Below are 23,022 nucleotides of genomic sequence, written 5' to 3'. Positions count from 1 at the left end.
TCTAAAATAGGAATATTTCAGTGCAAAAGATTGCAGTAATTACTGGTATCACCGGCCAAGACGGCGCTTATCTTGCTGAACTGCTGTTGGAAAAAGGCTACGTGGTTTATGGAACCTATCGCCGTACCAGTTCTGTCAATTTCTGGCGTATTGAAGAATTGGGTATTGCTAAGCACCCAAATTTGAACTTGGTTGAGTACGATTTGACCGATCTTTCCACCAGCATTCGTCTGTTGCAGCAAACAGGGGCCACCGAAGTGTATAACCTGGCGGCGCAGAGCTTTGTTGGCGTTTCATTCGAACAGCCAATCACCACAGCTGAAATTACAGGTATTGGCCCAGTAAATTTGTTGGAAGCAATCCGTATCGTTAATCCCAAAATTCGCTTTTACCAGGCATCAACCTCTGAAATGTTTGGTTTGGTGCAAGCGGTACCGCAAAAAGAAGATACGCCATTCTATCCGCGCAGCCCATATGGCGTGGCGAAGCTATACGCACACTGGATGACCATCAATTACCGTGAAAGCTACGGCATTTTCGCCTCCAGCGGTATTTTGTTCAATCATGAATCCCCTTTGCGTGGCCGGGAATTTGTTACCCGCAAGATTACTGATTCCGTCGCCAAGATTAAATTAGGTCAACTGGCGGTGCTAGAGCTGGGCAATATGGACGCGAAGCGGGATTGGGGCTTTGCCAAGGAATATGTAGAAGGTATGTGGCGTATGTTGCAGGCCGAACAGCCGGATACCTTCGTGCTGGCGACCAACCGTTCCGAAACCGTGCGTGATTTCGTGTCTATGGCTTTTAAAGCTGCGGGCATGACCTTGCGTTTTGAGGGTAAAGAAGAGCAAGAAGTGGGTATCGATGTGGCGACGGGCAAAACGCGGGTTCGCGTCAATGCCAAATTCTACCGCCCAGCCGAGGTTGAACTGTTGATCGGCAATCCTGAACGCGCCAAAGAAATTTTGGGGTGGCAGCCAAAAACCAATCTGGAGCAGTTATGCCAGATGATGGTTGAGCAAGATATTCGCCGTAATCAGAATGGGTTCTCATTTTGATGTTTGGCAGCGGCAAACGCGCGCTGATTACCGGCATTAATGGCTTTACCGGCCACTATGTGGCAGCGGAATTATCCGCTGCCGGATACCGTGTTTTTGGTTTGGGATCGCTGCCTTCATGCCAAACGGATTATTTACAGGTTAATCTGCTGGATGCGCATGCATTAAACGATGCCATTGAACAAGTGAAGCCAGATGTGATTGTTCATCTGGCCGCCATTGCCTTTGTCGGTCATGGTGACGCAAACGCATTCTATAACGTCAATGTCATCGGCACTCGTAACTTACTGCAAGCAGTGTACCGCAGTGGCCATCCGCTGGATGCGATACTGATTGCTAGCAGTGCTAATGTATACGGTAATAGCATTGGTGGGCGGTTGGCAGAGACCACGCCCACAGATCCGCTGAATGATTATGCGGTCAGCAAGCTGGCGATGGAATACATGGCTAAGCTTTGGTCGGATAAATTGCCGATATTTATTACCAGGCCCTTTAATTACACTGGTGTTGGTCAGGCTGATAATTTCCTGCTGCCGAAGCTTGTCAAGCACTATAAAGAGAATGCGGCAATGATTGAATTAGGGAATATCGACGTTTGGCGTGATTTCACCGATGTGCGCGCTTTAAGTAAAGCCTACGTAGCGCTGCTGCAAATGAGGCCGCTAGGTGAAACGATCAATGTATGCTCGGGTAAAACCTATTCTCTGCGTGAGGCGATCAGGTTCTGTGAAAAGATCACTGGTCATTCCTTAGAGATCCGAGTGAACCCTGCTTTTGTTCGCCCGAACGAAGTGAAACGCCTGTGTGGGGATGCAACTAAATTGCGTGCCATCATCGGCGAATGGCAGACACCACCTCTAGAAGAAACATTAGGCTGGATGCTGGAAAACGGATAATGAAAGTTATATTTGGTACTGACCCGATTAAATTTCCTTTGACCGGGATTGGCCGGTATGCTTATGAATTAGCCAACTGCCTGCAAGAAAGCTCAGAGATATCTGAGCTTTTATTTCTTCAGGGGCGTCATTTAAGCCGACAGATCCCTACTGCCAGGGAGACGACTTCCGCAGTTCAGGGGCTGCGTCGGCGGCTACAAAAAAGCCATTTTGCTTCAGAATTATATCGCTTGACTGCCCCCTGGTTAAAAACGCATACGCTCAGAAAATACCCGGATGCGATCTACCACAGTCCTAATTTTTATTTGCCGCCCAATGTCGATCGCTGCCTAGCGACTTTTCATGATCTCTCGGTATTTACTTGGCCACAATGTCATCCGGCGGAACGTGTCCGTTTTATGCAGAAAGAACTGCTGCTGACGATTAAGCGCGCCGATATTCTTATAACGGACTCCGAATTCACGCGCCTTGAATTGGCTGAGTATTTTAATCTGCCTTTGAGCCAAGTGTATGCCGCTAAGCTAGCCAGTAGCGATGATTTTTATCCACGTGAAGCTGATGAGCTTAAGCCGTTTTTAGCCCCGCTCGGTTTAAAAGCTGATCACTACTGTTTGTTTACCGGCTCTATAGAGCCGCGAAAAAATATTGAAACACTGCTGGATGCTTACGAGCGTTTGCCGTTGGCATTGCGTCTGGCTATTCCTTTGGTTATCAGTGGATTCGAGGGGTGGAGCAGCGCAGGGTTGCACCAGCGTTTCGAACGTGCTGAAAATGCTGGCTGGCTGCATTATCTGGGCTACGCGAAGTCCGCAGTGTTGCCGTACCTATTTGCCGGCGCTCGCAGTTTCCTATTTCCGTCGCTGTATGAAGGATTTGGATTACCAGTGCTGGAGGCAATGGCATCCGGCATACCGGTGGTTTGTTCTGACAGTGCATCATTACCTGAAGTGGCTGGCGACTGCGCATTAATGTGTGCGGCAATGGATGTTGACACACTCACTGAACTTATCCAAAAAAGCATTGAAGATGACGCCTGGCGTGAGCAGGCGAGGATCAACGGGATAAATCAGGCAAAACAATTTTCTTGGCAACGCTGTGCACAAGAAACTCTTTTCGCTTACCAGCAGGTTTGAAATTTTCATGTTGCAAGTTCTGCATTTTTATAAAACTTATTACCCAGATTCATTTGGTGGTATAGAGCAGGTTATTTTTCAATTAAGTGAAGCCGGTGTGCGTCACCAGATTGAATCGACGATATTGTCTCTCAGCACGCGTGGCGATATCGATAATGAACGGGTTGGAAAACATGTGGCTTACTATGCCGCCTGCGATTTTGAAGTGGCATCCACCCCCTTTTCGATGAGCGCAATAAGTAAATTTAAAGCGCTGGCGGCTAAGGCAGATATCATTCATTACCATTTCCCTTACCCATTCATGGATTTGTTGCACTTTATTACCGGGATAAAAAAGCCAACGATAGTGAGCTATCACTCGGATATTGTTAAGCAACAAATAGCATTGAAAATTTACGCGCCATTGATGGACAAATTTTTGAACTCTGTCGATTGTATTGTTGCCGCCTCTCCAAACTATGTTAAGACCAGCCCGGTACTGCAAAAGTATTTATCCAAGGTAAAAGTCATTCCCTATGGCCTGGATAAAAAGTCTTATCCTGTTGCTGATGAGGTTCACCTGGCGTATTGGCGTCGGCAAGTTGGCGAGCGTTTTTTCTTGTTTGTTGGCGCATTCCGCTATTACAAAGGTCTGCATATTTTGCTGAAAGCCATTCAGCACACTGACTTCCCATTGGTCATTATCGGTGCTGGCCCTATCGAAGCGGCACTCAAGCAACAGGCGCAGGATCTGGGATTGAAAAACATTCACTTCCTTGGAGCACTGCCTGATGAACATAAAGCTGCATTGTTGCAATTATGCTATAGCGTGGTGTTTCCGTCCCATCTGCGCTCTGAAGCCTTTGGCATAACCTTGCTTGAGGGGGCTATGTATGGTAAGCCGCTGATCTCAAGTGAGATTGGTACAGGAACCACTTATATCAATATCGATCAGGAAACCGGCATTGTTGTGCCGCCGTCCAACCCGCAAGCACTGCGCGCGGCGATGGACACATTATGGCAAGATCCTGAGCAGGCACAGCGCTATGGCGAAAACGCCGCCAAACGCTTTCAGACTTTGTTCACCTCCGAGCGTATGGCGGAAAGCTATATCGAGTTGTACCATCAACTGATCAGCAATTGTTCATAAAATAAACAAACTGCTTTTTTTCAAGGTTTATGCATCGCAAAAATGTGACCTATAGCACCAATCACTACCCGCGCACTGCCATCCTGAGTTAACATATTCGCCGCGTCGAAACCTGTTGGCCGTGGGTCGTTAACAGGTGTCATCCTCAGACAGGAGTTCCTAAATGTCCAAACAACAAATCGGTGTTGTCGGCATGGCGGTGATGGGCCGTAATTTGGCACTGAACATTGAAAGCCGTGGTTATACCGTTTCCATCTTTAACCGTTCAGGCGACAAGACGGATGAAGTTATCGCTGAGAACCCAGGCAAGAACCTGGTTCCATACTATAGCGTCGAAGCGTTTGTCGAATCGCTGGAAAAACCGCGCCGTATTTTGCTGATGGTTAAAGCGGGCGAAGCCACGGACAACACCATTGCTTCCTTAACGCCGCACCTGGATAAAGGCGACATTTTGATCGATGGTGGCAATACCTACTACCAGGATACCCTGCGCCGTAACCAAGAACTGTCTGATCAGGGCTTCAACTTTATTGGCACTGGCGTTTCCGGGGGAGAAGAGGGCGCGCTGAAAGGGCCTTCCATTATGCCTGGTGGCCAGAAAGAAGCCTACGAACTGGTGGCACCGATCCTGAAGAAAATCGCCGCAGTAGCGGAAGGCGAGCCTTGTGTGACCTATATTGGCGCTGACGGTGCCGGCCACTATGTCAAGATGGTGCATAACGGCATCGAGTATGGCGACATGCAACTGATCGCGGAAGCCTACTCGCTGTTGAAGCAGGCGTTGAACCTCAGCAACGAACAGTTGGCAGAGACTTTTGCCGAATGGAACCAAGGTGAACTGAACAGTTACCTGATCGATATCACCAAAGACATCTTCACCAAGAAAGACGCAGAGGGTCACTACCTGATAGATGTGATCCTGGACGAAGCGGCCAACAAAGGTACTGGCAAATGGACCAGCCAGAGCGCTCTGGATCTGGGCGAACCCTTGTCACTGATCACCGAATCCGTGTTCGCACGTTACCTGTCCTCACTGAAAGACCAGCGTGTTGCGGCTGCTAAGGTGCTGAGCGGCCCTAAAGTCACGCCGTTTAGCGGTGACAAAGCCGAATTTATCGAGAAAGTGCGTCGTGCGCTGTATTTGGGCAAAATCGTTTCTTATGCGCAGGGCTTCTCTCAGTTGAAAGCCGCCTCTAAGGAAAACAACTGGGAGCTGCACTACGGTGAGATTGCCAAGATCTTCCGCGCGGGTTGCATCATCCGCGCCCAGTTCCTGCAAAAAATTACCGATGCTTACGCCGCTGATGCCGATATCGCCAACCTGCTGCTGGCACCTTACTTCAAGCAGATCGCTGATGAATACCAGCAGTCACTGCGTGACGTGGTATCTTATGCGGTGCAAAATGGCATCCCTACCCCCACCTTCTCTGCGGCGATCGCTTACTACGACAGCTACCGTTCAGCGGTGCTGCCTGCCAACCTGATCCAGGCACAGCGTGACTACTTCGGTGCTCATACTTACCAACGCATCGATAAAGAAGGTGTGTTCCATACCGAATGGATGTAATAATCCCTGCCGTTGAACAATAAAAAAGCCGCCGAGGTTAAACCCGGCGGCTTTTTTATTGCCTGTATCACCGATGTCTTTCAAACTATCTTTGATGCCGCTCACGCAGCCGGCCAATCACTTTGCTCAAGTCCAGTTCCTGGTCTTGCAACAACACCATTAAGTGGTAAATCAGATCCGAGGCTTCGTTAGTCAGCTCCTCACGGTCATTGACCGTGGCAGCCAGCGCGGTTTCCACACCTTCCTCTCCGACTTTTTGTGCGATGCGCTTGGTACCGCTGGCGTACAGGCTAGCGGTGTAAGAGCTGCCTGGGCTGGCGGTTTTGCGCTTCGCTAGCAGTTGTTCCAACTGATACAAAAAGCTCCAGTCGCTGGTGGCCGGGTAGAAACAACTACTGTTGCCCAGATGGCAGGTTGCGCCAATGGGATTGACCAAAATCAGCAGCGTATCTTTGTCACAATCCGGGGTGATGCTGACGACGTTGAGAAAGTGGCCAGAGCTTTCGCCTTTGGTCCACAGCCGCTGTTTAGTGCGTGAAAAAAAGGTGACTTTACCACTCTGCTCGGTTATCGCCAGCGCGGCCTGATTCATATAGCCCAGCATCAGCACTTCGCCAGAGACAGCATGTTGTACGATAGCTGGTATCAAGCCAGCGGTCTTTTCCCAGTCTAGTGGGTTGTTCTGTGGGTCGGTTAACACACGCGGATCTCCACGCCTTGTTCGGCCAGAAACTTTTTTAGTTCGCCGATATTAATGATTTGTTTGTGGAACACTGAAGCCGCCAGAGCGCCGTCGATGTCCGCATCACGGAAGGCTGCCAGGAAGTGCTCCAGGGTGCCAGCACCGCCAGAGGCGATCAACGGCACTTTGCACACATCACGCATCCGGCGCAGTTGTTGCAGATCGTAGCCGTTGCGCATGCCATCTTGGTTCATCATGTTTAGCACAATTTCGCCAGCCCCGCAGCGCTGTACTTCCTGCACCCAGTCCAGGGTTTCCCACTGGGTGACGCGGATACGGCGCTCGTCGCCGGTATATTGGTTGACGTGATATTTGCCGGTTTCACTGTCGAACCAGGTATCGATACCTACTACGATGCACTGCACGCCGAAGCGATCCGCCAGGCGGCTAATCAAATCAGGATCGGCCAGTGCCGGTGAATTAATGGAGATCTTGTCGGCACCGAAGGAGAGGATCTGGCTGGCGTCCTCAGCACTTTTGATGCCACCGGCAACGCAGAAGGGAATATCGATCACTTCTGCTACCCGTGATACCCAGCTTTTATCCACCACCCGGCTCGCGGAGGAGGCGGTGATATCGTAAAACACCAACTCATCAGCCCCTTCCTGCGCATAGCGTTGTGCCAGTGGTACGATATCACCGATGATCTCGTGGTTACGGAACTGTACGCCTTTCACTACTTGCCCATCTTTGACATCCAGACAGGGGATTATCCGTTTTGCCAGCATGCGATCGCCTCCTCAACGCTAAATTTCCCTTCCAACAGAGCGCGCCCAACGATCACTCCGGCAACGCCACTGCCACGTAGTTGGGCGAGATCCTCCTGGCTACCGATGCCACCGGAGGCTTGAAAGGCGACCTGTGGGTAACAGTGGGTGATTTCCTGATACAGTGCCACGTTACAGCCAGCCAGGGTGCCATCGCGCGAAATGTCGGTGCACAGCACATGCTTCAGGCCGTAGGGCAGGAACTGCTCAATCACCTGCTCCAGCGTGGCGCTGGAGTTCTCCTGCCAGCCGCTGATGGCCACGCGCTTGCTGCCTTGCGCGTCAATACGCACATCCAGCGCCAGCACTACGGCGTCGCTGCCGTAGCCGGTGAGCCAGCTCTGCACCCAGCGGGGTTGCTTCACTGCGGTGGAGCCAATCACCACACGGGTGGCACCGGCCTCCAGTAAGGTGGCTACATCCTGCTCGTTGCGGATACCGCCGCCGACCTGTACCGGCAGATCAACCCCTGCCAGCAGCTTGCGCAGCAGTGGGATTTGGCGTGCCGTTGGCGTCTTGGCACCGGTTAGGTCAACCAAGTGCAGCAATTGTGCACCTTGCCGTTGATAATCCTGCAAGCGCAGCAGCGGATCCTTGCCGTAGTCACGTTGCTGGCGGTAATCGCCCTGATGCAAACGCACCACTTTGCCGTCGATCAAATCTAAAGCGGGAATAATCATGCTGCTTACATCTCCAGAAAGTTTTTCAACAATTGTGCGCCGGTTTTTCCAGAACGCTCTGGATGAAACTGCACGCCGAAGAAGTTGTCTTTTTGCACGGCGGCGCTGAAAAGTGCGCCGTAGTTGGCTTGGGCGATGGTGCTTGGGCATATCGGCATCGCATAGCTGTGAACAAAGTAGCAATAGGCACCGTCCTTGATGCCACGGAATAACGGGTGTCCCGCCTGCACAGAGATCCGATTCCAGCCCATATGCGGCAATGGCAGACCGTAGTCAGCCATTTGCTTTACCGGGGTGTCGATGATGCCCAGTGTGCTGATGCCGCCGTTCTCTTCACTGCTTGCCGCCAGTAGTTGCATACCGAGGCAAATGCCCAGCACCGGCTGGGAGCAGGCTTTGATCAAGTCAATCAGCGCGCGCTGTTGCAATTGGTTCATCGCCGCCTGTGCGGTGCCCACACCGGGCAGCAATAGCTTGTCGGCGTGCCGCACGATCTCTGGAACGCGGCTCACTTTCGGCTGGTAACCCAAACGCTGTACTGCGTAGATGACAGAAGACAGGTTGGCACAGCCGGTATCTAGGATCACCACCTTCATCACAGCACTCCTTTTGAGCTTGGCAAGGTCTCACCGTCAACGCGGATCGCCTGGCGCAGCGTGCGGCCAAACACCTTGAACAGACTTTCCACCCGGTGGTGGTCGTTCTTACCTTTGGTTTTCAGGTGCAGCGTGCAGCCCATGGTGTAGGACAGCGAACGGAAGAAATGCTCGACCATTTCGGTACTGAGATCGCCGACATGCTGGTAGCTGAACTCGGCCTTATACTCCAGGTGTGGGCGGCCGGAAATATCTAGCGCGCAGCGCGCCAGGCATTCATCCATCGGCAGCATAAAGCCGAAGCGCGCGATGCCACGTTTATCACCCAGTGCCTTGTTCAACGCCTCGCCGAGCGCCAGACCGGTATCTTCCACCGTGTGGTGATCGTCGATATACAGGTCGCCTTTGACGTCGATATCCATGCGCAAGCCACCGTGGGTGGCAATCTGGTCTAGCATGTGGTCGAAGAAGCCGACGCCAGTTTTGATCTTGCTGCCACCTTCACGATCCAGCCAGACATTGACCTCGATCTGCGTCTCTTTGGTGACTCGGTTAACCTGGGCATGGCGGTCACGCTGGGTCAACTGGCGAATGATTGCTTTCCAGCCCAGCGTTTCACGCTGGTAGCGTAGCCCCTGGATGCCCATATTTTCCGCCAACTGCATATCGGTTAGCCGATCGCCAATCACGTAGCTGTAGGTGCTATCCATCACGCCCGCTTCGAGATAGCCCCTCACCAGCGCAGTTTTCGGCTTACGGCAGTCACAGTTGTCTGTTGGTAAGTGCGGGCAGATCAGGATATCGGCGAAGTGGATACCCTGCGAACGGAAGATCTGCATCATCAGATGGTGTGGCGGATCAAAGGATTCCTGTGGGAAACGGGCGCTACCCAGCCCATCCTGGTTGGTGATCATCACCAACTGATAGCCCGCCTGTTGCAACGTCAGTAGCGCAGGGATCACCTCTGGCTCCAACGCCAGCTTGTCCAGGCAGTCGACCTGGAAGTCTTCCGGTGGCTCGGCAATCAGCGTGCCATCACGGTCAATAAAGAGGATTTTTTGGCTCACATTCGCTCCTGGCAAGTCTCATTGGCGGTGGTTAGCGCGTCAACCAGGCGTTGGCATTCGTCACGGGTGCCTATGGTGATGCGCAGGCAGCCGGATAATCCAGGCTGTTGATGTTGGTTTCTTACGATAATGCCTTGAGCCGACAGATGGTTAAATACCTGACGTGCAGCGGTGAAACGCACCAGCAAATAATTACTGTCGCTGGTGAACACCTGTTCTACGCCAGCGCAGTTTTGCAGTGCCTGTTGCAGCCAGCGGCGGTGGGTTGCAATCTCGCTAACCTGCTGACGCATCAAAACGATCCCCTCGCTGCTCAGTGCTTGAGTGGCGATATCAGCCACGGGTGTCGGTAGTGGATAAGGTGCGATCACCTTCAGCAGCAGGGCGATCAACGTTTCGTTCCCGAGGACAAAACCGCAGCGCAGACCGGCCAGCGCAAAGGCTTTCGACAAGGTGCGCAGGCAAGCCAGGTGCGGATAGTCGCTCAGCCAGCCAGCCAGGCTGGCCTGCGGACAAAACTCAATATAAGCCTCGTCAACGGCAACGATCGCCTTGCCTTTGGTCATCTCCAGCAGGCGGCGCAGATCGTCGGGGTCGATCAGGTTGCCGGTCGGGTTGTTTGGGTTGCAGACGTAGACCAGCTTCACGTTGTCCAGGTTGTCGGCGATGGCTGGCAAATCTAACTGCCAATCCTGTTTTGCCGCCACCATGCGCCGCTCCACGCCGCAAGTCTCAGCGCTAACGGCATACATGCCGTAGGTCGGCGGGCAGAATAGCATCGCGTCCTTGCTGGGCTGGCAGAAAGTGCGGATCAGCAGCTCGATGCCTTCATCGGCACCACGGCTGACCAGCACCTGCTCCTTTTTCACCCCGGCATAAGCGGCGTAGCGTTCAATCACCTGTGCTGGTTGGCACTCCGGGTAGCGGTTGAAGGTCTGTGCGGTCAGTTGGAACGCTGGGGCAATGGGGTATTCATTGGCATTCAGCCACACATCACCGCTACCGCCGAGGCGGCGCGCCGATTGATAAGGCGTCAGCTCGCGAACGTTGGTACGCGCCAGGTTTTCAATGCTCATGCTTGCTCCTTTAGGGCAGCGACACGCAGAGTTACCGCGTTTTTGTGGGCGATCAACTGCTCGGCGCTCGCCAGCGTTTCAATCGTGGTGGCCAGACCCATCAAGCCCTGTGGGGTAAGCTCCTGCACCGTCATGCGTTTCTGAAAGTCCGCCAGCCCCAGACTAGAGCAGGTCGCGGTGTAGCCGTAGGTCGGCAATACGTGGTTGGTCCCGGAAGCATAATCGCCCGCAGATTCCGGCGACCAGTCGCCGAGAAACACCGAGCCGGCATTGGTGATGCTGTCCACCAGATCACGGGCGTTACGGGTCTGAATGATCAGGTGCTCAGGGCCGTACTGGTTACTGATCGCCACACATTGTGCCAAATCTTGTGTCACGATCAAACGGCTGTGGGCTAATGCCTGGCGGGTGGTTTCCGCACGCGGCAACCCGACCAATTGGTGTGTTACTGCATCGGCTACTGCCTGCGCCATCGCGGCATCGGGTGTCAGCAGGAGCACTTGTGAGTCCGCACCATGCTCGGCCTGTGACAGCAGATCGCCAGCGACAAACGCTGGAGTGGCACCGGCATCGGCGATCACTAGCACTTCGGAAGGACCAGCCGGCATATCGATCGCCGCACCGTCCAGCCGCTGGCTGATCTGGCGTTTGGCCTCGGTGACGAAGGCATTACCCGGTCCAAAGATCTTCGCCACCCGTGGCACGGAATCGGTGCCGAAAGCCATGGCGGCGATCGCCTGTGCGCCACCGATCTGAAATACCTCCTGCACGCCACACCGTTGCGCGGCATAGAGGATCTCATCGGCAATCGGCGGCGGCGAGCATAGCACCACCCGGTGGCAGCCAGCGATGCGCGCCGGTATCGCCAGCATCAATACGGTGGAGAGTAGCGGGGCCGAGCCGCCGGGAATATACAGCCCGACCGAATCGATCGGCCGGGTTATCTGCTGGCAACGCACACCGGGCTGGGTTTCAATATCGACCCTTGGTAGTTGTTGCGCATGGTGAAAGGTTTCTACATTGGCAATAGCCACCGCTATCGCTTGCTTGATCTCCTCGCCCAGCCGTGTGCTGGCGGCGGCGATCTGTGCGGCGCTGACGCGCAACGCATCGACCTCGGTTTTATCAAAGTGGGCGCTGTATTCGCGCAGCGCTTGGTCGCCGTTGGCCTGCACGTTGTCGAGGATCTCGCGCACTGAGCGGGTGGTGCTGTCGGAGGCGGAGATCGCCGGGCGCATCAGCAGTGCGCTGCGCTGGTCGTCGCTACACTGCGCCCAATTGATCAGGGTATTAAAGTTCGACATGGCTTTATTCCATCATCATCTCAATGGGCAATACCAGAATGGAGCTGGCACCGAGCGCTTTCAGTTTTTCCATGGTTTCCCAGAACAGGGTTTCGCTGCTGACCATGTGCATCGCCACGTGGTTCTGCGCGCCGGCCAACGGTAGAACGGTCGGGCGTTCAGCACCCGGCAGCAGTGCGACGATATCGTCTAGGTGTTCACTGGGCGCATGCAACATGATGTACTTGGATCCACGTGCTTGGATCACCCCTTGAATACGCGTCATCAGACGGTCGATAAGTTGCTGTTTGTTTTCTGGCATTGCGCCATCACGTTGGATTAAGCAGGCTTGGGAGCGGTAGATCACTTCTACTTCACGCAGGCCATTGGCTTCCAATGTGGCACCGGTGGAGACCAGATCACAGATAGCGTCGGCCAGGCCCGCGCGGGGGGCCACCTCGACTGAACCGTTTAGCAGGCAGGATTTGAAGCGCACGCCTTGCTTGTCGAGGTACTGCTTTAGTAGGTGAGGGTACGAGGTGGCGATACGGGCATCTTGTAAGCTTTGTGGGTTGATATATTCACTGTCGAGCGGGGTAGCAAGCGACAAACGGCAAGCGCCGAAGTCCAGGCGGCGCAAGGTGAGATAGCGCGGATCTTCGCCCTGGGCGCGGCGATTGAGCAGCTCTTCTTCCAGCACGTTTTCACCAATGATGCCCAGATCGACCACGCCGTCCATCACCAGGCCAGGGATATCGTCATCGCGTACACGCAGGATATCGATCGGCATATTTTCCGCGAAGGCGATCAGGCGTTGCTGTTGCAGATTGATTTTGATACCGCAGCGCGCCAGTAGTTCTTGAGATCCTTCGCTCAGGCGGCCCGATTTCTGCATGGCTAGGCGTAACCGTGTTTTGTCCAGCATGGTAACCTCTGTCTAAGTTGTAATTTCATGAAATTTATCTAAAAATTTTTATTTTCTGTCTATCCTGAGCCAAAAAAAAGCCCCGGAAGATTTCTTCCGGGGGCTTCTCTTGCGTTCTGCGCGCCACTGGAAGATTAAAAAACTATCTTCCAGCACACATCGCCTGAAAGACTAGCCAGGGTGATGGTGATGAGGGTGGTTGAACTGAACGCGTGTCATAATGTTTTCTCTGTATAGATCGCAATAAGCTGAATTGCTGAACAAACTAAACTATTCGCCAGCTATCATGCAACCCTTTTTTACCGGCATAAATTTAATTTATTGAAACCGGTTGGATTATTAGCTAAACATAATTTAGCCGAAAAGCCTATCCCAGTAGGTGCACATTGTTGCAGCCAATTTGAACCAGGACAGCGCGCAACAACCCGCGCGTACAGGGAGTATGAGAAGATAGTGAGCATTGCCCAGGTCAAAAATGGCAAATAAATAGCCTAATGGGATAGGTTCTAAGGGAGAGCGCGAATTGTGTCGCCATACCGCGTGGCATAGCCTTAACATGCGGCGATCACAAGAAAGGAAGACGATGAAAAAGGTAGCCATTATAGGTTTGGGTTGGTTAGGCATGCCGCTGGCCTTGTCGCTGATGAGCTGTGGGTATGAGGTGGTAGGCAGCAAAACCACGCCGGACGGCGTCGGGGCCGCGCGCATGAGTGGCATTGAATGTTATCAGTTGGTGCTGACACCGGAACTGCTCTGCGAGCCGGGCGATTTGGACTCGCTGCTGCGCGTTGATGCCCTGGTGGTGACGTTGCCCGCCCGGCGCAGCATTGCAGGCAGCGAGAACTACTGCAACGCGGTGCGTATACTGGTGGACAGCGCGATGGCCAGCGGTGTGCCGCGAGTGATTTTCATTAGTTCTACCTCGGTATATGGCGAAACCGTCGGCATACTACGCGAGGATTCGCCGCTACGACCGAACATGCCATCGGGGCGAGTATTGGCCGAACTGGAACGCTGGCTGCATGAACTGCCTCACACCTCGGTAGACATTCTGCGGTTAGCGGGATTGGTGGGAGCTGATCGTCATCCTGGCCGTTTCCTGGCGGGCAAAATTGATGTCAAGGGGGGATCGCAGGGGGTCAACTTGGTGCATCAAGATGATGTGATGGCAGCAATTCAACGGCTGCTGAAACTACCGAAGGGGGGGCATGTGTATAATCTGTGCGCGCCGAACCACCCCGCCAGGCAGGATTTCTACCCGGTGATGGCGCAACAGCTACATCTGGAACCGCCGCAGTTTGCCGACGAAGCGGAGCAGGGCGCACGGCTAGTGGATGGCAGCCGTATTTGCGACGAACTGGGGTTTGAGTACCAGCACCCCGATCCCGCGCGTATGCCGGTCAGTTAATGACTTAGAGCCTAATGGAATAGGAGCTTAGGCGGTGTCCCGTCATCGTCCGACACTGGTTCACAGGCAATTGCCGGACACAGCCTAACGTTTCTTGTCTGCTCAGCGTTGCCAGCGGCACACCTGCCAACCGTGCTCTGCCGCCAGCGCGCCCAGTTCTTTGCTGGGGTTGATCACCGTAGCGCTATCGACGTATTGCAGCATCGGCTGGTCGTTAATTGAATCACTATAGCCGTAGCTTTGTTCGAACTTCAGCGTTGGCTGCTGCGCCAGCCATTGCTGTAGGCGGATAACCTTGCCCTGCTGATAGGTCAGGGTGCCGTAGGTATTGCCAGTAAAGCAGTTATCGACCACCTCAACGCCGATCGCCAGCGCACCCTTTGTGCCGAGCTGTTCGGCGATCGGTGCCACCAAATGTTCGCCGTTAGCAGAAATCACCAAAATGTAGTCACCACGCTCGCGGTGCCACTGTAGGCGTTGGCGGGCGGCGGGGTAAACGCGCGGCAGGATATCGCTACGGATATAGCGTTGCACCCAACCGGCCACCGTCTGGGTGTTCAGGCCGATCAGCGGTGCCAGCGTGGCACGCATGTAATCTTCCATTGATAGCTTGCCCTGATAATAGAGCTGCATCAGTTGCTGTTCCTGCAATTCCAGCTCTGCCGGTGCGACCCCCTGAGCAACCAGCCAGCGGATCCACAGGCTGGCGCTGTCAGTGTCAATTAGGGTTTCATCCAGATCGAATAAGGCTAAATTCATCAGTGTTTCTCCGTCAGGTCAGTGAAGGGGGCCACATACAGACTAGCGTATATCGCACGTTGCTAACCCACGGCACCGGTGAAAGGATGAAATTAAGCAGGCGCTACAAGGTTGCAGGTATGCATCACCGAGTGCGTCACACCACTTACTGAGCGGCTGATTGACGCCACTAGCACTTGCTGCAAATCGGCGATCAGATCATTTGCATCCTCAATCTCTACTGATAGCCGCAGCAATTTTTTATCAAAAGTGATTAGCCGATCAGGCTGAACAAGATAGCGGAGATGGCGATTAACCCCATCACAACCACAAACAGATTGCTGATGTGGCCGCGGTACTTGCGCATGGCGGGCACTTTACGGATAGCGTACATCGGCATCAGGAACAGCAGCATGGCGATGATCGGGCCACCGAGGGTTTCGATCATGCCCAGGATGCTGGGGTTCAGGGTAGCGACCAGCCAGGTGGTCACCAACATGAAGATGCCGGTAATGCGGTTCAGCTTGGTGGTGCTGATGGTTTTGTTGTGGTTTTTTATCGATTTGGTTATCAGGCCGTTGAAGCCTTCACGTGCGCCCAGGTAGTGACCGAGGAAGGATTTGGTGATGGCGACGAAGGCGATAATCGGTGCAATGTACTCGATCATCGGGTTGTTAAAGTGGTTGGCCAGATACGACAGAATCGAAATGTTCTGTGTTTTGGCTTCCGCCAGGTTTTCCGGCGACAAGCTCAGCACGCAGCTAAACACGAAGAACATCACGGTCAGCACCATCATAATATGTGCGTAAGCCAGGATGCTTGAACATTTTTTCTCGGCGTTTGTACCGTATTCTTCACGCTTGGCGACCGCAAAGGCAGAGATGATCGGTGAGTGGTTGAAAGAGAATACCATGACCGGGATCGCCAGCCACAGGGTTATGAGCAGGCCATCGCCGATAGTGTTGATGGAGCCAGACAGTGAAACGTTCTCGAAGATAGCACCGCTCCAGTGAGGGATCAGGTACAGAGCCAGCAGCATTAGCACGGCAACAAACGGGAATACCAGGATGCTCATGGTTTTCACAATGGTTTGTTCACCGAAGCGCACGATGGTCATCAGAGCGACGATCAACATCAGCGACAGGAGGGCGCGAGGCGGTGAGGGCATACCCAACTGGTGGACGATGAAACTATCAACAGTGTTGGTGATTGCTACACTGTAAACCAGCAGGATCGGATAGATAGCGAAGAAGTACAGCAGGGTGATTAATTTGCCTGCGCTGATGCCGAAATGCTCTTCCACCACTTCAGTAATGTCTTCACCGGGGTTTTTACCGGACAAAACGAAACGGCACAGGCCACGGTGGGCAAAGAAGGTCATTGGGAAGGCGATGACAGCCATGATCAGCAGGGGAATCAAACCGCCGATACCTGCGTTGATTGGCAAGAACAGTACGCCGGCACCGATGGCGGTGCCATACAGGCCCAACATCCACATGGTGTCCGTTTTACGCCAGGCGCTGGTGGAGCGAGAAGCCGCAGAGGCAAGGGGGCTGGTCTGTGTAGTGTCCATAAATATCTCCGAAGTGAACACGTTAATTTAAGGGTAAGAGCGCCTATGGTGATACGCAATATCAGATGATGTTCGACGGTAAAATGTTGATTTACAGTAGAAACAACGGTGATACTGCATTTCAAATGCGCGATGTGGGCAGTTATCTACCTTTTTATCAGTTTTTCATGCCTGTGCTGTGGGTTGGTGCAATATGTTGTGCTGAAAGCACCTCTAGGCAACGGTAGGTTGATCCGATGTGGTCAATCAGTAACCTGGTAAAGCGTTGCTCGCCAAATCAGCCAAGCAATATATTTTAAGAGTGATTTATGATCTAGCTAAAAACCCAAATTAATTGGGTTTAGTGATGCAAGTCACGTTGAATTTTAGTTAAGGCTCTATGCATCTCATTGCTTTTGAATGGTTTTATAGGGGAGTGCATCATAGCGGATGATTTGGCGACAGGAGTAGCCGCGCCTAATTCAATTCACTACGGGTTGGGTGTGATAAACAGCGGACAGTAACCCCTTTTGTTACGTTGTACAGCTATGCTTTCACCCAACCTTTGCGGATGGCGAAGATAAACAGGAAACGGTACAGACGCGTCAGTTGGGCAGCGATAAAGTCGCCAAACAGGTTCCATACCCATTGGGCAAGCAGACAGCCGACCAGACCTAACAGGAAACCACCGACCATGTCTAATGGCCAGTGTACGCCGAGATAGACGCGTGACCAGGCGATGCCCATCGCGACGATCATCAGCAGCCCGCCGAGCCAGATCTGATACCAGAATAGGAATGCCAGCGCACAGGTAAAGATGGCAGTACCATGATTGCTGGGAAAGGAACTGTCTGGCGCGTGCGCCAGGAAGAGATAGCCGATGCCAGCGACGAACGGCCTTTCGTGCGGCAGCAGCCTGCCGATGGCAGCGGCGGCAAGCATAGCAAATAACAGCGCAATTGTCGTTTTGGCTACCACTTCACGTTGTGATATCAGTTGGCTTTGCGGCCCCCACAGCCATAAGCCGACGAGCAACAGTGGCACTAGGGCGATCGCATCGCGCGCCAGAAAGGTGGCGACGTCGAGAAGCCATTTGGAAGACGCTGGGCTGGCATTGACCCAGGCGAAAAGAAGATAATTCAACTGATCCAAAACCTTTACCGTCCCATTAATTGCCAATTGACCAGGCCAAACCCTCCGACCTGCCGATAACCCGTAGGATAAAACCTTTCAATTCTAAAAGGATACAATCAAGGAGTAAAGTCAGGTACTCTTATTTGGGCATGTTGTTAATACTTTATTTAAAGCTTATCCCAGTAGGCGTACATTGTTGCAGCCAGTTTGCACAGGGACAGCGTGCAACAACCGGCGGGTACAGGGAGCATGTGAGGAGGGTGAGCACTGCCCAGGGCCAAAATGGCAAATAAAATGGTCTATGGGATAGGTTCTTAATGAGTGGTGTCGAACTTACGCACTGGCTCGATGACGGCGACTCACGAGGCAGACTTATGCCATATGATTCATTTCCTGGTGCCGACTGATCGACAATATCTGCCAATTTTTACTGACAATCACCCATTGTAAAAAGATGAAACCTGTGGCGGGGCTAGCGGTAGTGTATTAATTTATAGATGGGTTATCTGGTAAATCGTAGGAATAAAACTATGAACAAGACCTCTGTTATATTCTCCGGCTTGCTGATGGCTGTTTCCGTCAGCGCCCTTGCTGCAAAAGATATCGATATCAGCAAGCAGCCACTGGAAAAAATCGCGCCATACCCACAAGCTGAAAAAGGCATGAGCCGACAAGTAATTTTCCTGCCGAAGCAAGAAAATGAACAAAATTACCAGGTTGAACTGCTGATTGGTAAAACGTTGTCAGTGGATTGCAACCGTCGCCGGATGGGCGGTACGCTAGAAAGCAAAACCCTCCCCGGATGGGGCTATGACTATCTGGTGCTGGAGAAACTGTCCGCACCGGTTTCCACCTTAATGGCCTGCCCAGATCACACTAAGACGAAGAAATTCATCGCCGCAATGCTAGGCGATGACGCGATGCAGCGTTACAACAGCCGTCTGCCGATCGTGGTTTACGTGCCAAAAGACGTAGAAGTGAAATACCGCATCTGGAAAGCAGCAGACACCGTCAGCCAGGCGGAGCCTAAGTAATCAGCGCGGTATGTTGCCAATAGGACAACATGGGTAAAGTTGTTTGATGCTGAGACCGCTAGACGTGTCTGGAAATTGACCGTGGCGGCGACGCAGAGCCAAAAGCCGGAAATTAGGCGGAAGGTGCAGGGCCTATGTACAACCCCGACAACGCGGAGTATGGGCTTTTTGATCCACACCTTTAGGTGCTGGGTGGCGAGCCGCTTATTTGGTCACCAACCCTTACGGCCTGTGGCGTGCTGCGTGTTTAAATGGCCGTCAACAGCGCTTAACTCGTTGATGCCCTAGGAGAAACGTACTCACTTGATGTCACACCAGGGCTATTCGCCGGATCATGCGGCGTGCCAAGGGTTCTTCGGCCGACTGAAAAATGAAATGTATTACGGCCGTGAGTGGTCAGACGTGGCGCTGGAAAACTTCGTGCAGCGTGTGGATACTGACATCCGGTGGTATAACGAACGACGTATTAAACTGTCGTTAGGTGCAGTCAGTCTGGAAATGTATCGGCATCAGTTTGCGATCACACAATAAATCAGTCCAGGAAATCGTCCGTCCCCCTCCTGCCAAAGTAACGCTACGCAGTGGCTCACAAAATCAGGACACCCGCATAGCCTCTTTCCACTACTCTACGTATTTACAAAGCGATAACTCGCCATTGTGGCGGTGAGGGGGTTAGCTATCCTCGCTCACCCTAGTCACTGACGGGTACAAGTTCCTGGAGATTAATGAACCTCATTTTTGAGGTTCAGCCTGCAACCCAGCGCAATGTATTGTTCAAATCGGTTGCTGATTCTATTTGCCATGCTCTTGCTGCCAAATCCATTGGCGATCTATCGTCATACATAAAATATTATTCTGCTGCGTAAAGCAGAGCATTAAAATGCAAAAAAGCGCTCATTGGTAAATAAGAGGCGGAGATCGACGCGCTCGATGAGTAGAAATTATGCACCAAGGTAGCCGAAGGTGGCTTTTTATTACGCATGTTCCACCGGTTTCGTCTATTTGCGATACAGTTATAGTAGCCGAATGGCTAACGTTAACTGTTTGAACGGGTGAGGAGATAAGTATGGATTATTACGGGTACGTTTTGCTTAAGTTTGTCATTGGCTTTGCTATTGTCATCACTCACCTGAACCTATCAGGCAAAACCCAATTGTCGCAGATGAGCCCGGTCGATTTTATCGGCAACTTTGTGCTGGGGGGGATCATTGGCGGGGTGATTTACAGTGATAGCATACCGATTCATCAATATGTGATTGTGCTATTAATTGGGGTGGGGCTGATCTCATTGTTGAATGCCATCAGCAAGCATTACCATATCTTCCGTTCGGTCACCATCGGCAACCCGATTCCAATCATCAAGAATGGACGCTTCGTGATGGAAAATATTCTGACCAAGCAAAACAAAATTGATATTTTGAATCTTTCATCACAACTGCATGCCCAGGGTATTCATGCTTTTCAGGAGATTAACTACGCACAGATTGAACCGGACGGCCAGGTCACGGTGGTGTGTGAAGGGCATCGTCTGCCTTCGGTGATCGTGATGAAAGACGGTAAGCCCAGAACCTATGAGCTAAAGGAAATTGACAAGGATGAAGCGTGGTTGAAGCAGGAAATAGAGGCTCACCAGATCGCGCCGGAAGATATTTTTATTGCTGAGTTCTGGGATGGCCGGATAGTATTTATTCTGAATGATGGCAGGGTTATAAAATAGACAAGTAGGGGGGCTGAACGCCCCCCGAATAGCATTAGCTACGGATTTTGCGATAAACATACAGCACCACGATGGCACCGATAACCGCGACCATAAAGCTGCCGAAGTTGAAACCGTCAACTTTGCCGAAGCCGAAGATGGTGCTGATATAACCACCCACTACCGCACCGATGATCCCCAATACTATGGTTAGGATAAAGCCGCTGTTTTCTCTGCCCGGCATGATCCATTTAGCCAAAATACCGGCAATCAGGCCGAAAATAATCCAGGAAATAATCCCCATTTACCGCTCCTTTCATTGTTGCTGAATCATGATTACTGTTGGGTATCGGACGGCGCATGATGGTTATGTGCTGCGTCGATATTGCTCTTCAATTCTTCCGCTTTATTTTCAGCACTGTTTTTAAGAGACTCGGTTTTCGTCTTAGCTTGCTCGGCCAGATCGTTGGCACCACTGATCGCATCATGCTTGATCGCCTGAGCCTGGTCGACCAACTGCTGGCTGTGCTTGCTGACCTCGTCTTTGATGGAGCCAGCCTTGGCCTCGGCGTCATCGATGATAGCGCCAGCCTGTTTGTCTGCCTCATCCTTAATGGCCGATGCTTTGTCTTTCAACTGATCAGCCTGAGTGGCGGCCTCTTTTTTGATTTCATCAGCGGTGGTTTGTGCTTTATCTGTCAGATTTTTCGCTTTTTGCTCTGCGGCATCCTTCATTTGTTCGGCGCTGTCCTTGGCTTTATCCAAGTTATCGTCAGCCTTGGACGAGTCATCACAGCCAGCAACCAGCAATGTAATAATGGAGGCTAAAAGCACTTTATTCCAAATTTTCATCGTCTGTATCCTCTAAGAAACTTTGTTGATGGTGATTGCGTTTTACCTTCTTAATATTAGGACAGATCTTGATTAAATGACAAATTTCGCCTGTTGTGGCAGAGAGTTAGTTGCCAATATAAGATTTTTTTTAATTAAATAGTGGTGAAGCATCATTTACCATTGTGATTGTGGCATTAAGAACTTATCCCACTAGGCTATTTTATTCGCCATTTTGGACTTGGGCAGTGCTCACCCTCCTCACGGACTCCATGTTTCCGCCGGTTGTTGCGTGCTGTCTGTATCCAAAGGGGCTGCAACACTGTACGCTTACTGGTATAGGCTCTAAATCCTGCCGGTTCAACAGCGCTGATTTTCTGTGTTAAACTGGCCGTGTTTTCCTGCCTGTTTTGGTTGAGGTACTTTTCTGAATACGCCGGCACAGCTTTCATTGCCACTTTATCTCCCCGATGATGAGACTTTCGACAGTTTTTATCCGGGAGAGAACCCATCCCTGCTTGCCGCCATCCGATCAGCCGTGTGCCAAGAGCATGGCAGCTATATCTATTTTTGGTCACGTGAGGGGGGGGGGCGCAGCCATCTGTTGCATGCGGCCTGCGCCGAACTTTCACAGCACGGTGAAGCCGTGGGTTACGTGCCACTGGATAAGCGCACCTATTTTATGCCTGAAGTGTTGGACGGCATGGAACAGTTGGCGTTGGTGTGCATCGATAATATTGAGTGTATCGCTGGCGATGAAGCGTGGGAAATGGCGATTTTCAACCTCTACAACCGCATTCTGGAAACCGGCCACACGCGGCTGTTTATTACCGGCGATCGGCCACCGCGTCAGTTGAATCTATACCTACCGGATCTCGCTTCGCGCCTAGACTGGGGACAGATTTATAAGTTGCAGCCGCTATCGGATGAAGAAAAGCTGCTGGCCTTACAGTTGCGTGGCAAACTGCGCGGCTTCGAGCTGCCAGAAGACGTGGGGCGTTTTCTGTTGAAGCGGCTGGATCGCGAGATGCGCACGTTGTTCATGACCCTGAATCAGCTCGATCATGCCTCAATCACCGCCCAGCGCAAGCTGACCATCCCGTTCGTCAAAGAAACCCTAGGGCTGTAGCAGCAGCGCAAGGCATGGGTCAATTGTTTGGCGTGCAGCTCGGGGGTTTTCAGCCTAGACCCGATGCTCATCATAGGCACGCGCTGAGCGCGCAAAGTGCCATTGATGCGGCCCATTGCTTGCACGAAATGCCCATCCAGGTGACATGGGGTAAGCGAAGTAGCCCTAATCAGGGGTATTATTATAATCGCAGGCAATCAGAACTGCTGAAATTACAAAATCTCCAGCACCTGCTCTGCTGGCCGGCCAATGCGTGCCTTGCTGCCTGCGACCACGATAGGGCGTTCGATGAGCTTTGGGTATTCCGTCATCGCGGTGAGCAACTGCTGTTCGCTCAAGCTGGTGTCTGCCAGCTTCAATTCCTGGTATAAATCTTCTTTTTTGCGCATCAGATCGCGTGCGGAGCGGAAGTCCAGTGCTTTCAGCAGGTTGTGCAATTCATCGCCAGATGGCGGCGTTTCCAGGTACAGTACCACGTTGGCATCAACGCCACGCTGCTTCAGCAGCGCCAAGCATTCGCGGCTCTTAGAACAGTGTGGGTTATGATAAATAGTCACGTGCTTCATGGCTTTTATTCCTGA

The 23,022-nt window shown here is 52.3% G+C and carries 24 protein-coding genes, 1 pseudogene and 1 other annotated feature; of the genes and pseudogenes, 10 read left to right on the top strand and 15 right to left on the bottom strand.

Features of this window, described 5'->3' with window-relative positions; all coding sequences use genetic code 11:
* The first annotated feature begins 20 nt into the window (after window positions 1–20).
* From gmd to gndA, 5 genes are all read left to right on the top strand, one after another.
* On the top strand, window positions 21–1,058 hold the full coding sequence (gene gmd / locus SYMBAF_RS08605; RefSeq protein WP_040265009.1) for a GDP-mannose 4,6-dehydratase: 1,038 nt from the start codon (window positions 21–23) through the stop codon (window positions 1,056–1,058).
* Complete coding sequence (locus SYMBAF_RS08600) at window positions 1,058–1,954, top strand: GDP-mannose 4,6-dehydratase (RefSeq protein ID WP_040265010.1); 897 nt, start codon at window positions 1,058–1,060, stop codon at window positions 1,952–1,954. Before gmd ends, SYMBAF_RS08600 begins: the two co-directional genes overlap by 1 nt.
* Window positions 1,954–3,087: a glycosyltransferase family 4 protein gene (locus SYMBAF_RS08595; RefSeq protein ID WP_040265011.1), complete on the top strand. Its 1,134-nt coding sequence runs from the start codon at window positions 1,954–1,956 to the stop codon at window positions 3,085–3,087. The genes SYMBAF_RS08600 and SYMBAF_RS08595 overlap by 1 nt, the downstream gene beginning before the upstream one ends.
* Window positions 3,088–3,094: 7 nt before the next feature.
* On the top strand, window positions 3,095–4,216 hold the full coding sequence (locus SYMBAF_RS08590; RefSeq protein WP_040265012.1) for a glycosyltransferase family 4 protein: 1,122 nt from the start codon (window positions 3,095–3,097) through the stop codon (window positions 4,214–4,216).
* A gap of 163 nt (window positions 4,217–4,379) precedes the next feature.
* The gene (gene gndA / locus SYMBAF_RS08585) at window positions 4,380–5,783 is read left to right on the top strand and encodes an NADP-dependent phosphogluconate dehydrogenase (protein ID WP_040265013.1); all 1,404 of its coding nucleotides are present in this window, start codon (window positions 4,380–4,382) and stop codon (window positions 5,781–5,783) included.
* 85 nt (window positions 5,784–5,868) lie between these two features.
* On the opposite strand, the gene hisIE is transcribed toward gndA, so the two are convergent.
* From hisIE to hisL, 9 genes are all read right to left on the bottom strand, one after another.
* Window positions 5,869–6,483: a bifunctional phosphoribosyl-AMP cyclohydrolase/phosphoribosyl-ATP diphosphatase HisIE gene (hisIE, locus tag SYMBAF_RS08580; protein WP_040265014.1), complete on the bottom strand. Its 615-nt coding sequence runs from the start codon at window positions 6,481–6,483 to the stop codon at window positions 5,869–5,871.
* Entirely contained in the window at window positions 6,477–7,253 is a 777-nt protein-coding gene (gene hisF / locus SYMBAF_RS08575; RefSeq protein WP_040265015.1) for an imidazole glycerol phosphate synthase subunit HisF, read from the bottom strand. The genes hisIE and hisF overlap by 7 nt, the downstream gene beginning before the upstream one ends.
* On the bottom strand, window positions 7,235–7,972 hold the full coding sequence (gene hisA / locus SYMBAF_RS08570) for a 1-(5-phosphoribosyl)-5-[(5-phosphoribosylamino)methylideneamino]imidazole-4-carboxamide isomerase (RefSeq protein WP_040265016.1): 738 nt from the start codon (window positions 7,970–7,972) through the stop codon (window positions 7,235–7,237). The genes hisF and hisA overlap by 19 nt, the downstream gene beginning before the upstream one ends.
* 5 nt (window positions 7,973–7,977) lie before the next feature.
* Window positions 7,978–8,568 carry an imidazole glycerol phosphate synthase subunit HisH gene (gene hisH / locus SYMBAF_RS08565; protein WP_040265017.1) on the bottom strand — a complete coding sequence of 197 codons (591 nt, stop codon included), beginning with the start codon at window positions 8,566–8,568 and terminating at the stop codon, window positions 7,978–7,980.
* A complete protein-coding gene (hisB, locus tag SYMBAF_RS08560; RefSeq protein ID WP_040265018.1) occupies window positions 8,568–9,635 on the bottom strand; it encodes a bifunctional histidinol-phosphatase/imidazoleglycerol-phosphate dehydratase HisB in 1,068 nt (355 codons plus the stop codon). Before hisB ends, hisH begins: the two co-directional genes overlap by 1 nt.
* A complete protein-coding gene (gene hisC / locus SYMBAF_RS08555) occupies window positions 9,632–10,711 on the bottom strand; it encodes a histidinol-phosphate transaminase (RefSeq protein WP_040265019.1) in 1,080 nt (359 codons plus the stop codon). The genes hisB and hisC overlap by 4 nt, the downstream gene beginning before the upstream one ends.
* Window positions 10,708–12,015: a histidinol dehydrogenase gene (gene hisD / locus SYMBAF_RS08550; RefSeq protein ID WP_040265020.1), complete on the bottom strand. Its 1,308-nt coding sequence runs from the start codon at window positions 12,013–12,015 to the stop codon at window positions 10,708–10,710. The genes hisC and hisD overlap by 4 nt, the downstream gene beginning before the upstream one ends.
* 4 nt (window positions 12,016–12,019) lie before the next feature.
* A complete protein-coding gene (hisG, locus tag SYMBAF_RS08545) occupies window positions 12,020–12,919 on the bottom strand; it encodes an ATP phosphoribosyltransferase (RefSeq protein WP_040265021.1) in 900 nt (299 codons plus the stop codon).
* Between the two features lie 71 nt (window positions 12,920–12,990).
* Window positions 12,991–13,115 (bottom strand) — a sequence feature (His leader region).
* The gene (gene hisL, locus SYMBAF_RS08540) at window positions 13,091–13,138 is read right to left on the bottom strand and encodes a his operon leader peptide (protein ID WP_146226740.1); all 48 of its coding nucleotides are present in this window, start codon (window positions 13,136–13,138) and stop codon (window positions 13,091–13,093) included. It overlaps the preceding feature by 25 nt.
* A gap of 364 nt (window positions 13,139–13,502) precedes the next feature.
* Here hisL and SYMBAF_RS08535 point away from each other — a divergent pair, with 364 nt between their 5' ends.
* Complete coding sequence (locus SYMBAF_RS08535; RefSeq protein ID WP_040265022.1) at window positions 13,503–14,327, top strand: SDR family oxidoreductase; 825 nt, start codon at window positions 13,503–13,505, stop codon at window positions 14,325–14,327.
* A 102-nt stretch (window positions 14,328–14,429) separates the two neighbouring features.
* Here SYMBAF_RS08535 and SYMBAF_RS08530 read toward each other — a convergent pair whose 3' ends face one another.
* The 3 genes from SYMBAF_RS08530 to ybjG form a co-directional block, all read right to left on the bottom strand.
* A complete protein-coding gene (locus SYMBAF_RS08530) occupies window positions 14,430–15,086 on the bottom strand; it encodes an HAD family hydrolase (RefSeq protein ID WP_040265023.1) in 657 nt (218 codons plus the stop codon).
* Between the two features lie 253 nt (window positions 15,087–15,339).
* A complete protein-coding gene (locus SYMBAF_RS08525) occupies window positions 15,340–16,638 on the bottom strand; it encodes an HAAAP family serine/threonine permease (protein ID WP_040265024.1) in 1,299 nt (432 codons plus the stop codon).
* 525 nt (window positions 16,639–17,163) lie between these two features.
* The gene (gene ybjG, locus SYMBAF_RS08520; RefSeq protein ID WP_040265025.1) at window positions 17,164–17,769 is read right to left on the bottom strand and encodes an undecaprenyl-diphosphate phosphatase; all 606 of its coding nucleotides are present in this window, start codon (window positions 17,767–17,769) and stop codon (window positions 17,164–17,166) included.
* A 512-nt stretch (window positions 17,770–18,281) separates the two neighbouring features.
* Here ybjG and eco point away from each other — a divergent pair.
* The 3 genes and pseudogenes from eco (at window position 18,282) to SYMBAF_RS08505 (ending at window position 20,502) form a co-directional block, all read left to right on the top strand.
* The gene (gene eco / locus SYMBAF_RS08515; protein ID WP_040265026.1) at window positions 18,282–18,785 is read left to right on the top strand and encodes a serine protease inhibitor ecotin; all 504 of its coding nucleotides are present in this window, start codon (window positions 18,282–18,284) and stop codon (window positions 18,783–18,785) included.
* 306 nt (window positions 18,786–19,091) lie between these two features.
* Window positions 19,092–19,316: pseudogene (locus SYMBAF_RS08510) on the top strand (IS3 family transposase); the annotation flags it as partial.
* Between the two features lie 535 nt (window positions 19,317–19,851).
* Complete coding sequence (locus SYMBAF_RS08505) at window positions 19,852–20,502, top strand: DUF421 domain-containing protein (RefSeq protein ID WP_040265028.1); 651 nt, start codon at window positions 19,852–19,854, stop codon at window positions 20,500–20,502.
* 34 nt (window positions 20,503–20,536) lie between these two features.
* Here the strand turns inward: SYMBAF_RS08505 and SYMBAF_RS08500 are convergent, their stop codons facing one another.
* Together SYMBAF_RS08500 and SYMBAF_RS08495 are read right to left on the bottom strand one after the other, a co-directional pair.
* On the bottom strand, window positions 20,537–20,785 hold the full coding sequence (locus SYMBAF_RS08500) for a GlsB/YeaQ/YmgE family stress response membrane protein (protein WP_040265029.1): 249 nt from the start codon (window positions 20,783–20,785) through the stop codon (window positions 20,537–20,539).
* A gap of 32 nt (window positions 20,786–20,817) precedes the next feature.
* Entirely contained in the window at window positions 20,818–21,333 is a 516-nt protein-coding gene (locus tag SYMBAF_RS08495; RefSeq protein ID WP_040265030.1) for an E3 ubiquitin--protein ligase, read from the bottom strand.
* A 406-nt stretch (window positions 21,334–21,739) separates the two neighbouring features.
* On the opposite strand from SYMBAF_RS08495, the gene hda reads away from it, so the two are divergent.
* Entirely contained in the window at window positions 21,740–22,441 is a 702-nt protein-coding gene (gene hda / locus SYMBAF_RS08490; RefSeq protein WP_040265031.1) for a DnaA inactivator Hda, read from the top strand.
* 212 nt (window positions 22,442–22,653) lie between these two features.
* Here the strand turns inward: hda and arsC are convergent, their stop codons facing one another.
* A complete protein-coding gene (arsC, locus tag SYMBAF_RS08485; RefSeq protein WP_040265032.1) occupies window positions 22,654–23,007 on the bottom strand; it encodes an arsenate reductase (glutaredoxin) in 354 nt (117 codons plus the stop codon).
* Window positions 23,008–23,022 lie beyond the last annotated feature (15 nt).

The sequence above is a fragment of the Serratia symbiotica genome (assembly GCF_000821185.2).
Classification (GTDB): Bacteria; Pseudomonadota; Gammaproteobacteria; order Enterobacterales; family Enterobacteriaceae; genus Serratia; species Serratia symbiotica.
This window is presented reverse-complemented; position numbering and strand designations above follow the sequence as displayed.

What these genes read in the sequence shown, in the direction of transcription:
- SYMBAF_RS08530 (WP_040265023.1), bottom strand. Translation starts at nt 15,086, where the DNA reads ATGAATTTAGCCTTATTCGATCTGGATGAAACCCTAATTGACACTGAC.
- hisD (WP_040265020.1), bottom strand. Translation starts at nt 12,015, where the DNA reads ATGTCGAACTTTAATACCCTGATCAATTGGGCGCAGTGTAGCGACGAC.
- eco (WP_040265026.1), top strand. Translation starts at nt 18,282, where the DNA reads ATGAACAAGACCTCTGTTATATTCTCCGGCTTGCTGATGGCTGTTTCC.
- SYMBAF_RS08600 (WP_040265010.1), top strand. Translation starts at nt 1,058, where the DNA reads ATGTTTGGCAGCGGCAAACGCGCGCTGATTACCGGCATTAATGGCTTT.
- SYMBAF_RS08595 (WP_040265011.1), top strand. Translation starts at nt 1,954, where the DNA reads ATGAAAGTTATATTTGGTACTGACCCGATTAAATTTCCTTTGACCGGG.
- SYMBAF_RS08535 (WP_040265022.1), top strand. Translation starts at nt 13,503, where the DNA reads ATGAAAAAGGTAGCCATTATAGGTTTGGGTTGGTTAGGCATGCCGCTG.
- SYMBAF_RS08525 (WP_040265024.1), bottom strand. Translation starts at nt 16,638, where the DNA reads ATGGACACTACACAGACCAGCCCCCTTGCCTCTGCGGCTTCTCGCTCC.
- arsC (WP_040265032.1), bottom strand. Translation starts at nt 23,007, where the DNA reads ATGAAGCACGTGACTATTTATCATAACCCACACTGTTCTAAGAGCCGC.
- hisH (WP_040265017.1), bottom strand. Translation starts at nt 8,568, where the DNA reads ATGAAGGTGGTGATCCTAGATACCGGCTGTGCCAACCTGTCTTCTGTC.
- hisF (WP_040265015.1), bottom strand. Translation starts at nt 7,253, where the DNA reads ATGCTGGCAAAACGGATAATCCCCTGTCTGGATGTCAAAGATGGGCAA.
- gndA (WP_040265013.1), top strand. Translation starts at nt 4,380, where the DNA reads ATGTCCAAACAACAAATCGGTGTTGTCGGCATGGCGGTGATGGGCCGT.
- SYMBAF_RS08590 (WP_040265012.1), top strand. Translation starts at nt 3,095, where the DNA reads ATGTTGCAAGTTCTGCATTTTTATAAAACTTATTACCCAGATTCATTT.
- hisC (WP_040265019.1), bottom strand. Translation starts at nt 10,711, where the DNA reads ATGAGCATTGAAAACCTGGCGCGTACCAACGTTCGCGAGCTGACGCCT.
- hisG (WP_040265021.1), bottom strand. Translation starts at nt 12,919, where the DNA reads ATGCTGGACAAAACACGGTTACGCCTAGCCATGCAGAAATCGGGCCGC.
- hisA (WP_040265016.1), bottom strand. Translation starts at nt 7,972, where the DNA reads ATGATTATTCCCGCTTTAGATTTGATCGACGGCAAAGTGGTGCGTTTG.
- SYMBAF_RS08500 (WP_040265029.1), bottom strand. Translation starts at nt 20,785, where the DNA reads ATGGGGATTATTTCCTGGATTATTTTCGGCCTGATTGCCGGTATTTTG.
- SYMBAF_RS08505 (WP_040265028.1), top strand. Translation starts at nt 19,852, where the DNA reads ATGGATTATTACGGGTACGTTTTGCTTAAGTTTGTCATTGGCTTTGCT.
- SYMBAF_RS08495 (WP_040265030.1), bottom strand. Translation starts at nt 21,333, where the DNA reads ATGAAAATTTGGAATAAAGTGCTTTTAGCCTCCATTATTACATTGCTG.